The sequence below is a fragment of the Butyricimonas paravirosa genome (assembly GCF_032878955.1).
Lineage (GTDB): Bacteria > Bacteroidota > Bacteroidia > Bacteroidales > Marinifilaceae > Butyricimonas > Butyricimonas paravirosa.
In genome coordinates this window covers 4,134,248-4,146,045 of sequence record NZ_CP043839.1, presented here as the reverse complement: position 1 = coordinate 4,146,045, position 11,798 = coordinate 4,134,248, and the positions used below count along the sequence as shown (strand labels likewise).

7 protein-coding genes are annotated in these 11,798 nt (G+C 41.5%); all 7 read right to left on the bottom strand.

Translation table 11 applies throughout. The features are described from left to right. Positions 1 to 4 precede the first annotated feature (4 nt). The gene (locus tag F1644_RS16810; protein WP_168044138.1) at positions 5 to 1,006 is read right to left on the bottom strand and encodes a TlpA family protein disulfide reductase; all 1,002 of its coding nucleotides are present in this window, start codon (positions 1,004 to 1,006) and stop codon (positions 5 to 7) included. Between the two features lie 9 nt (positions 1,007 to 1,015). After that, positions 1,016 to 1,921: a hypothetical protein gene (locus tag F1644_RS16805; protein WP_140402575.1), complete on the bottom strand. Its 906-nt coding sequence runs from the start codon at positions 1,919 to 1,921 to the stop codon at positions 1,016 to 1,018. A gap of 24 nt (positions 1,922 to 1,945) precedes the next feature. After that, positions 1,946 to 3,460 (bottom strand): RagB/SusD family nutrient uptake outer membrane protein, encoded by a 1,515-nt coding sequence (locus F1644_RS16800; RefSeq protein ID WP_168044140.1) that lies wholly within the window; start codon positions 3,458 to 3,460, stop codon positions 1,946 to 1,948. Between the two features lie 18 nt (positions 3,461 to 3,478). Next, positions 3,479 to 6,988, bottom strand: a complete 3,510-nt coding sequence (locus F1644_RS16795; protein ID WP_229782370.1) for a SusC/RagA family TonB-linked outer membrane protein — start codon at positions 6,986 to 6,988, stop codon at positions 3,479 to 3,481. Between the two features lie 145 nt (positions 6,989 to 7,133). Then, positions 7,134 to 8,312: a FecR family protein gene (locus tag F1644_RS16790; RefSeq protein WP_118305316.1), complete on the bottom strand. Its 1,179-nt coding sequence runs from the start codon at positions 8,310 to 8,312 to the stop codon at positions 7,134 to 7,136. Positions 8,313 to 8,481: 169 nt separating this feature from the next. Then, entirely contained in the window at positions 8,482 to 9,018 is a 537-nt protein-coding gene (locus tag F1644_RS16785) for an RNA polymerase sigma factor (protein WP_209279493.1), read from the bottom strand. A 471-nt stretch (positions 9,019 to 9,489) separates the two neighbouring features. Continuing rightward, the gene (locus F1644_RS16780; protein ID WP_118305315.1) at positions 9,490 to 11,787 is read right to left on the bottom strand and encodes a thioredoxin fold domain-containing protein; all 2,298 of its coding nucleotides are present in this window, start codon (positions 11,785 to 11,787) and stop codon (positions 9,490 to 9,492) included. Positions 11,788 to 11,798: the final 11 nt, after the last annotated feature.

The window sequence follows — 11,798 nt, the reverse complement described above, 5'->3', positions numbered from 1 at the left end:
ATCTCTACATTTTTCTTGCTTTCACGATAGCATCCTTCACTTGCTCCCCTCTCAAACCCCGTCCCATGATTCGCCCTTCCCGATCAATCAGCACGATAAAAGGGATACTGTAAAAACCGTAAGCTTTTTGTATCGTGTTCGGAGCATCGCCAACGGAGAAACCTTCCTTGTTCCACAGCATAATCCAAGGCAAATTTTCCGTTTCAAGCATTCGCCGCCAGTCCTTCTCCCGCTTGTCAAGAGAGATACTGATGAACACGAGATCCTCCCCTTTCAACTCGTCATATATCGGTAACAGGTTTTTCATTTCCTGACGACAAGGTCCGCACCAAGAAGCCCAGAAATCAACTAGTACAAATTTTCCCCGGAAATCACTCAAACGCACCACGCTCCCATCGGGATCGACATAGTTGAAATCGTAAGCCTCCGTCCCCACGGCGAACCGAGCCAGACTATCCACCCGGCGTGCCAGCCAGCGTGCAGAAAGAGCATCTCGTTCATTCTCCGGTACCAATTCAAGTAACATTCTGTTCGGCTCGTACGCATCCATCCCGGCCAGATAAGCCAGTGCGCTATACATGGTTCCTCGCAACTTTCCCCGTACTTCCGAGCTGATAGTTTTCTTTTTCGAGTTTTGTTCCACGGGTAACCATCCCGATAATTCCAGAAAATCGTCAATTCCGGTGAATACCAACGAACTGTTTCCCGGATTTTTTTCGTCATAAAACCCTTTAATCGTCACACTCGTGTTTACCAAATAAACCGGCTGTTTCGTACTACCAATCCACAAAACGTATAAATCCGGTTCTATCTCTTTCTGTCCAGACGCAAACACTCCATCTTTAGCAACCGGAACGGAAAGTATTACATCACCCTTTAGAGATTCAACACGAATCTCTAAAGGGGCCAATAACCGTAATTTCCCGGAAAGAGAAAAAGCGTTTTGAGCCATTCTCTTTCCGTAAATTACCAAAATAAACAATATAACTATTTTTATCTTTAGCATGATTGGTGATTAGTTTACAACAGTATCCCCGATGGCTTGCAAGTCAATGCCGTAAGCCGTTTTCAGGTGATTGACTAGAATGTCATATCTGTATCGGATCAAACCGTTCACGTCTTTCGTCGAGTTCAATATTCCCTTAAACGTGTAATCGTTTGCCGGAACTTCTGCTGTCAAATCTTCATAAGTGGTGGAAATGATAGCTTGGATATAATACTCCGCATCATTCTCCAACTTCGTCCCGCGATACACAAAGCCTCGAGAGTACATATTTTGATTGGTCACAGTCGGAGAATAAGCAACTCCAGCATAGAAATCAGCATTAGCGAAAATTTTCTTATTCGCGAGTAAACGTTTCAGAAAAGCAAGATTCACGTCTATTTTGAACGTTGTTTTCTGAGCGGCGGTCATCGTTAGCACGTCAGCATTCCCCCAGTTAAACGCCATACAATCGTAACTATTGTAGGTATTATAAAAAGTCTCCTTATTATTGACCGTTCTCCAGCACAGTTGACTGCATAGAAGTAATTTTATAGGTAAACAACGCATCAACGTGGTATCCGGGTAAAGGTTCAGAAATGACTTTTCCAACAATTCCAACTGTTGCCCGACGTAATTCTCGTCGGCATTCGCAGCAAGAATTCCTGCCGTATAGGGATAGAGCGAACCTTCCGGGTTTTCCACCGATTCAATCCATTGATTCACGGTCCAATAGACTTCTTTCATATTAAACTTGTAAAGAATGAAAGAATTGTATCGTTCACTCCAATCCACGATCTTCTGATCGTAGTCATGATCACCTTGCGGGACTACGTACCCGATTTCGGGTGTTTTCGTGGGCGACAACGCATCTTCTTTATCACAAGACATCATCCACACGGAAACACACACCAGTATATATAAAATTCTCTGTTTCATCGTATTAATCTCTAACATTTAACATTAACGCTTATTTTGGATCAACAAGGGGTTACGATCTAATGCCAATTTAGGAATCGGTAACACGTAACGAGGATCTTCTTCGGTTAAAGTGATCACTTCCTTGTTGTCGGTATTGATAAAATAAGTATGCGTGAAAGACGGCATTCCATAGCGACGCAAATCAAACCAGCGATGATCCTCGAAACACAATTCCCGACGGCGTTCCTCCTTGCAAAATTCTAACAAATCACTCCCATTTCGATAATCTTTCGGTTCGTAAGCAACATTCCGGGTATCATAACGATGTCTCCGTAAATTATTCAAATCGGCCAAAGCTAATTTACGATCATTGTCGTCACCCAAAGCTATAAATTTACGCGTGTATGCCTCGGCGCGGTTCAAATATAATTCTGCAGTACGAATCCCCTTGGTGCCGATCGTCAAACTTTGTTTCCCACATTTACAACCATAAAGCTGATAATAAACAGGTAGGCCTTGCAAAAAGTAAGCACTAGTCGAGAAATACAAGAACGGACGCAAGTCTTTGAAATTCTTTTTCTCCGTATCGTTTTCAAACTCGTACAAATCCATCAGATCGTCGGAAACACCGAAAGGCGCCCGGTAATTAAAACTCCCCGCAGTATAGAAAGTACTTGTCTCTCCCATATTACTATAAAGCCAAATTACCTCATTACTCGTTGTCATGTTATACACACCAAACGCATTCGATCCCTGCCAAACAAAAGCAGCCTCATCGGCACTCGCAAGAGCCGTTAACTCAGATTTCTCGGCTAATACTTCATTGGTATATCTCAAAACTCCATCCCAGTTCTCCATGTAAAGATAAACACGTGATAAAATGGATTTTGCGGCTAACGCGTTAATTTTATATTCAGACATGACTATCGGGTTATTTTCCAGCAGATTAATTCCATCCAACAAATCCTTTTCGATTTGTTCATACACCTCTGCCACGGAATTTCTTCTATAATAACTACCCGTTATTTCCATTTTCAATTTTAAGGGTACCCCCATATTTTCCGTGGGATCACCGTAATTGTACGGCAAGCCAAATAAATTAACCAACAAGAAATAATACCATCCTCGCATGGTCAAGGCTTGTCCCCGGAGGTTATCTTTCGACGCCTGCTCCCCGATTACTTCATCCAAGTATTCGAGTACGGTGTTAGCGCCCATGATTTTATTGTAATATACCTTCCACGCGTTAACTCTCTCATGTGCCCCGGCCCGTTCATTGAACATCTCGTTATCCCACGAGAAAAGAAAATACAAATTTTCTATCGGGGATTCCATCAACTCCTGTCCCTGCGCACCAAAACATTCCACGTCGTCAGTCAAAAAATCTTGAAACGACCGTACCGTATTACTCAACGGGTACACTTCCCCTACCATGATCTGCATCAGATCATCAATCGACGAGGGACGTATCTCATCCAAGCTGGATTCTTCAAGGAAATCACTACACCCTGCGAATCCCAACATGAATAGAACTAATAATAACGTGCTATATTTCATACTTATTACTTTTATTCGTTAAAAACTTAAATTCACGCTCAACGTATAGGTCTGAGAAATTGGCTGTGAACCGGTTGCTACTTCAGGATCACGTCCTTTGAAGTCTTTGCTCACGATGATAAACGGGTTGGACACGCTAAAGGTAAAACCCATGTTTTGAGCAAACTTTTTGATCCACCCCTCGGAAATATTGTAGGATAAGGTAATATTGTTACACCGCAAGAAAGAAGCATTCACCACCCGTATATCGGAATAATTGTACAGTAAATGCGCCCGTTCGGTTGTCGTCGGTAAAACAATTGCTCCCCGTCCTCTTGCCGGCAACGAGGGGACATTGGTTATTTCCTCGTCTCCCGGTTTACGCCATCTCTTCACCAAGTCTTTCGGCAGATTATTGTACTCGTAAGGCGTCGTGTTGTTCATGTTCGAATCAAACATCGGGGCCAAGAACTTCTTGCCTCCCACTTGCAGGTTGAACGAAGCCGACAATGTTAACTGCTTATACTTTAACGAAGTATTGACTCCTCCCGTAAAATCAGGATCGAGTTTCCCCGCATATTTCATGTACACGGTAGCATCTGTATCCGCAAGAAGATCATTCAACCCTTCCAAGTTGAATTCAGGACTCCCGTCGATAGACGACAACCCCGTGTATTCAAAAGCCCAGATGCCGGATACAGGATAACCATCTTTATACAATCCCCCGGAAGCCGCCGCCTGCCAACTCTTCTTTGTTTCCAAAGAACTGGTGATTTTATTATAGTTTTTAGAGGTATTGAAACCCAAAGACCATAAGAAATTTTTTGTCCGTACCGGAGTCAGGCTAAAGCTCAACTCCCAACCAGAATTCTTGAGCGAACCGCCATTCATCGGCATACTTAACACACCATCCTCGTAAGGAAGTTCGCGATTAACAATAACATCTGTCGTTTTTTTGTAATAATACTCGAATGTTCCGGAGATTTTATTATTCCAGAAAACAAAATCGGCCCCAATATCCGTAGTTTGAGTCTTTTCCCACTTCAATTTAGGATTGGGCAAACTTTTGATCTTTAATAGATATTCACCTGTTTCTTTAGCCATTCCCTCAGAACCGGAAGGTATATAGGCAATCAAATCAGGTCCCGTACTTTCATTCGCATTTCCCTGATACCCGTAAGAGGCACGAACACTGAACTCGTTAAGAAAATTCTGTCCTTCAAGAAAATGTTCACGGCCCATATTCCATCTTAAACCGACAGACCACACGGGCTGATAACGGGCGCTCTTATCTTGCCCGAAACGGTTCGAGGCATCCGAACGAATACTCGCATTCAACACGTAGCGCTCATCAAACGTATACGTAAATGCTCCATAAAAAGACAACGAATTAGTAGTATTATCTTTTATACTTACTTTCACCTGTTCTTCAACCAGAGAATTAGCAATTGTATTACCTGAATTGTCTAATATCGCTCCCGGAGGGTTCAGCACCGTCTTGCCGCGTCCGGGCAGGTACCCGTAAACAGTTTCAGTTAGCCCGTCATACTTGGAACTCTTAGATTCTTGTCCAATCATGGCTGTAATCAAATGCACACCAAAGTTTTTCACGTAAGAAACTTGATTCCTCCACGTGTACGAATTATTCCGGTACTCCGCAATACTTAATTCTCCTCCATGCGGTAACTTCGAACGTTGATATTCTATATCATTCGGCCCGTAAGCCCCAAATTCATAGGTACGTTTTTGGGCGATATATGCGGAGTATTCCGTAGCCCATGTTTCACCATAAGAAGACGAATAAGCGTAACCGAATGTCGTTTCAAATTTAAAACCTTTAAATATTTCCCAATTCAAGCTCAAGTTTGCATTAATGCTGCTCGTCGTATTCTGGTTTCCCGTGTTATCCAACTCGTTCAGCACGTTATACATGTAGCCTGAATAGTTTTTATAATAATAATAGTCCCCCTTATCATCAAAAGCCGCAATCACACGACTCGTTTTAGATGCATACGTGTAAGGAGTTACTTTATTGAAAGCTTTCGTTTTGGCAACACTTCCCGCAAGTTTCCCGGAAATCTGCACTTTATCCCACATTTTCGTGTTTACAGACACACTTCCCTGATAATTTTCAGAGTCATTACCCTTGGCGGTACCGTTCTTTTTCATGATCCCAAACGAGGCATAGTAAGTCGAGTTTTCATTCCCCCCGGACATACTGATGTTGTGACTATGACTAAAAGGATTTTCGTATAATAAATCAAACCAATCGGTATTTATCACTTCCAGTTTCTTCACGCCGTCATTAAATTGAGCGTAAGAAATCTTTTCTTCAAGGTATTGTTGTAACAAACCTTGGTATCCTACCGGACTTAACGAGGTTCCGGAAACAAGACCTTCATTATAAATCTCACGGGAAACGTCCACACGCTGTTTTGAATTCATCAAATTCATCTTATTGTACGTGATTTTCGAACCAATCGTGAAATTTCCGGAATAATTAAGAGACATTCGTCCGCTCGTTCCTTTCTTCGTCGTAATCACGATAACTCCATTAGCCGCCTTTATTCCGTATATGGCCGTGGCCGATGCGTCTTTCAACACCGTAACATCCTGTATATCGGATGGATTTAACCAAGCAATAGAACTTCCCACGAAATTCCGAATCATATCAATATTATCCGGATCACTACCAAAAGCAACTAACTCCGTGGCTTTAAAAGGAAGTGGATCTTCTTGTATAATTCCGTCCACGACCCACACCGGCTCTTGACTACCCAACAAGGTAGAAGTACCTCGGACTCTTACCTTTTGCCGAGTTCCAACCAAACCATCCTGATTCAAGACAACCACTCCCGGGAGTTTTCCCTGCAAAGCCTGTTCAAGAGACTGGGTACCGTTCAATATTAAATCCTCGGCACCAATCGTACTCACGGAACCGGCCATATTTGATTTCTTGATGACTTGATACCCCGTTACCACGACTTCTTCCATCTCCTGTGCATCTTCTTCCATAACCACGTTCAAGGTTTTCTGCCCGTTCCACAGCACCTGTTTCATCTTCATTCCCACGAAAGTGAACAAAAGTGTAACGCTATCCTTTTTCGTCGTGCTGAAAGTGAATTCTCCATTAATTCCGGTCGCAACCCCGATGGAAGTTCCCTTCTCTATGATCGTCACCCCAGGTAGCGGATCGCCGTTTTTATCCTTCACGACACCCTTGATAACCGTCATTTCTTTTTTGTCATCATCGGCACGTTTGATAATCACAGCATTTCCGGAGATCGTGTAAACCAGTCCCGAATGACGTAAACACTGATCCAATATTTCATTTACAGTTTTATCTGTCATGTCCACGGTCAGGTTTGTCACCTTAGTAATATCACGTGTACCATACATGAACACGAAATCCGTCTGTTTCTGAATTTCCCAGATCACTTGTTCCAGTGACGCATCTTCCATCTTCAGTGTTAACCTGTTATCCTGCGAATACACCGCGGCAGATAGCTGGAAACTACTGATCAAAATAAGTACAAGTTTCAATTTCATGACAAATAAAATTTTTTCCCACTTTCTTCGGCTGAAGAAAATGGTTTCTTGGTTTTTTTTCATAATTTTGAATGATTAAAAGTGTAACGAACTTTAATTTTAAGAGAGATGCGTTTCGTGTAGCCAGCACTGACGCATCTTTTTATTATTCTGTGCTAGATATATACAACATATTGTCTACTTGTGTAATATTTACTAATCCTGTCTTTTTAAGCATTTCGATAATCGGGTTCATATTATTGTACCGATCCAAGCGGGCTCCTATCTGCAATTTTTTCGCCCCCTCATCGATAAAACGATACTCCACTCCATACCATCGGGCCAAATAGGACATCATCTCTTCCAGAGTCTCGTTCCTAAAAATAAATTTCCCGGTATGCCATGCCGTGTAAAGTGTCACGTCAACTGGTTTCACATCCATTTTCCCCGTTTCTTTCATATATACGGCTTGTTCTCCGGGAACGATTTCCTCGCTATTTTCTCCTGCAAACATAGCCACTTTACCCGACACCAAAGTCGTCGCAATACTATTTTCATCACTGTAAGAACGTAAGTTGAAGGAAGTTCCCAGTACCTTCACCTCCACTCCATTCGTTTTGACGATAAAAGGATGGGCAACATCTTTACTCACTTCAAAATATGCCTCCCCTTCCAGCACCACGACTCTCTCTTCCTTCTGAAACTTAGTCGGGAACTTCAGTTTCGTCTCCGCATTCAGAAATACCTTCGTACCATCCGAAAGTGTCAGCATATATTCCATTCCCGTCAAAGTTTGCACCGTATTCATGATTTCGGCCGTATCCACCGTTTCTCGTGTGGAATAATCAATACCAATCGAATCCGTGACAATCCTTGTTCCATCCACTTCTTTCAACTCGACAGCCCGGTCTTTCAATACATCCACCACACTACCATCACCCAAGGTTAGCCGGGCACCCGTTGTTCCCGCCGCAATCTGGTATAAAACTGGAACTTCCTCTCTTACCTCTTCCCCATTCCACCAATAATATACTCCGGCAGACAAAAGAACAAGTACAACCGCCGCATATCTCACAACAGACCTCCACGAAGAAAGTTTCCGAACTTTTGTATCTCCTATTCTTTTATCCATTTTACTCCACGCTTCTTCCACCTGAAATTTATCCAGAGCCCTCCGGTTCTCCTCGTATTCCTCCGGATTCAATAGCCGATTGACAAAAGCCTTATGTCTATCGCTCTCTTTTGCCCACTCCTCAAAATCCCGTTCATCCTGTTCTGTCTGCGAACCGGTAAAGAAAGCTGCCATGATCTCGGCAATCCTGAAATGTTTGTTTGTTAATTTCATAATTCTGTTCTAATCTCTTTCACATTAGTATAACAATCTCTTTTCAAAACAGGGGTAGTCTAAAAAATTGAAAATTGAAAATGGAGAATTGAAAATGGAATTAATCAATTCATAATCAAAACATTCCTCTTAGATATTTTTCAAGAAAAATCTAATATAACTTCGAAAGTTATATAAACAATAAGAGATAGAAGTGTTCTTTTAACTGTTCCCGTAATTTACGATAAGCTGTTTTCTTCAAAGCATGAACTGTGCCTTCGGCAATCCCCATTTCACTGGCGATCTGTGGATTTTTCAGACCTTCCATAGCATACTTAATGATGGTTCTCATCTGAGGGGGCAAACCCTCAATGGCTTTCCTAACCAACATATAAGTTTCTTGCTCAATAACCTCTTCTTGAAAATATTCCTCTGACTCCCGGTTGGCCTCGTCCACGTATGCTTGATTTACTTGTTCCCGTTTCAAATAATTCAGGCACCGGTTACGTGCCACCATATAAAGAAATCCCTTTACTTTATATATATCCTCGAAATCAGCCCGTTTCTCCCAATAACTCAATAGTGTCTCCTGCGCAATATCCTTGCATTGCTCCTCGTTCTTCACATATTTCGAAGAGAATACACACAAAATAGGGTAATAATCCTCAAAGAACTCTTTAAAAGAGTCCTTATCTCCCCCCCTTATATCTGTTACGATATTTCGCATATTACACTTAATCTAATTCCTTTCTATTCCATCAAACCAATAAGTTGATCATCTTGTCCGTTATACAAAAATACATAATAAATCATACAATCAAAATCTTCTGATTTTCGAAGAAGAATTTATTATCGTATCACTCGAATAAAATTTCACTATCATACATTTGGTTATCAATATAATATATAAACAACAAATATCAAGCCAGCCTTTTTCGATTAACATTTTATGCTGAAATTGTAAAAACAAAATGTTCAAAAGTGACGTTTAGAGGTAAGAAGTCGAATAATTATTTCGATGAGCGAAAAATATTTATTTAAAATCTCTGATCATCAATATTCCTTTTACAAACGAAAGGAGTGCGTCAAAATTATTTCAACGCACTCCTTGTAATTATCTTTAAAACCGGAAGTCATGCACAAACTGTGGATAAGAAGAAGCATTAAAATTTTCATAAGGCATCTTCCGGTTTTAATATTATCTCACCATCATCATGGATGATTTAGCCGCTTTAGTTTTTTTCCCGTTCACCAATTCTTCCAATTTATCCATCAATGCCTGACCTCTCAAATTTGTCCCCACGATACGCCCCTCCTTATCCAAGATCAAAACATAGGGGATGCCCGAAAATTGGTACAATCTCATCACCTCTTTTCCCGCTTGTGGGACACACACCTGCTCCCAAGGCATATTCTCTTCTCCTAAAGCTTTTTTCCAAGCAGCATTACTCTTATCAATTGATACACTGAAAAATGCGACTTCCTTGTCCGCATATTTCTCATAAGCCTTTTTCAAATGAGGGATCTCTGCCCGACATGGCCCGCACCAAGATGCCCAAAAATCCATGACAAGGAATTTACCTTTAAAGTCTTGTGGCCCAAAATTCTTCTTCCCGTCAGGAGTCGGGCAAGAAAATTCGGGTGCCATCTGTCCTTGTTTTGCTAGTTCTCGTTGTGCAAGAACAGCCTTAAAATCTTTCAATGCCAAACTTCCAGGATATAACTTGGATAAATTATCCACCACTTTTTTCACGGTTTCCTCATATTCTTCGCCTTTCAAAAGCATTAAAATAGCTAAAACGGCTTCTCGATCCGCATATACTTCGGCATAATGCTGCAAACGATCCAACACAATTTTACCCGCAACATCTGTCAATTGCGAAGCGATCTGTTGCTTTACGGAGTCCACAAGACCTGAATAATTATAAACCGGACGAGAAATCGAACCCATCAATTGGTAATTCTGATAAATTTCCCAGTTCATTTGGTTGATCACTTCGTTATCCTTACCTCCCTGAATATGAATATACATCGGACGTATCACTCTCATCTTCGCTTTACCGAAACCAGGAAAATCAACTTTTAAATCCTCTGTTCCCGCCCAAAAATCAACTTTTTGTCCACCTTGACACTCCAAAATATACATACCCGGTTTTTCAACCTTCATCTTTAATTCATAAGTCCCATCCAGCTTTGCCTCGCAGGAGTCCACCGTTTGTTTGAAGAATCCGTCTTTTTTGATAATCTTGATCGTATTATCATTATCAGTTAAAGCAGCAATCTTCCCGGAAATTGTAATGGTCGGACGATAATTTTTATCTTTTTTTTCGGGATGTCTCAACTGGTCTGCTACCCGCAGGAAACTCTTTTTCAAAGATATTGTCGCATCCGATTGGGGTCTTCGATCACAATCAATAGCCATCCGGTCCATCCATTCGGCCGCCTTCTCACGTAGCTCCGTATCATTGCACTGCATATTAACCCTTAATGCCCAATTATACACGACAAAGTCACTCTTCTCCCCGTCATTCAAGCGATCAGTTCCCATTTGCACATATTTTGCCCAATCCCCGGTATTCATTGCGTAAGCCATTCGTGCATCCATAATGATTTGTTCCTTTCCCCTGATGTCTTTTTTCATTAGCTGATGCACGTAGTTCTCAAACCCTTTCTCATCAAAGATTCCACTATCACCTTCTTTTTTCCAGTAACGATAGGCCCCGTTGCTAAACAACTGAAACAACTTCTTTTCTACCGCTGCAGCCCCAAAAAGGTTGATGAACTCGGCTCGATTTTTATAAACATATTTAGAAACATCTGCATCCACGTCTTTCACGTATTTACAGAAAAGCTCCCAATACTCTCGTTCTTTCAATTTCGACTTGTCCAACGTTTTAAAATAGTTCAAACAGATTTGTGCCGCTTTACTTCCCTCACCAGCAATATCCAATACATCCATGTATTCCTGTATAAAATTAGGTTGACGATTTCCTTCTTCATACGCCTTACTCATGGAGGAATACCCCTTCCCATCAATAGCACGCCCACCTTCTTTTAACAAAATATCCGCCGTAGGAGCCCCTACAATCCGGTGTATTAAATTCCCATCGCCATCCAAGAAAAGTAATGTCGGATACCCCGTCACCTGATACTTGTCATTCAATACTTTTCCCTGTTCTGTTCCCATATCCATCTTCACATTAATAAAATGGATGTTAAAATAATCCCCAACCTCCGGACGGGTAAAGACGTCTTTTGCCAACATCTTACATGGCACACACCACACGGTGTAACAATCCATAAAAATAGGCTTACCGGTCTTTTTTGATTCTACCAAAGCTTCCTCCCAAGTCCCTTCAAAGAAACGAATACCCGACTCCGTTTCTACTTTCGTTTGTATTGGCTGAGCAACTGTCATTTGAGCGTCTGCTTTTTTCATTTCAGCCAACAATAGTACCATGACACTTGCAAGTGTCAAGAAAAAATTAAATCTCATACTTTTTCGTG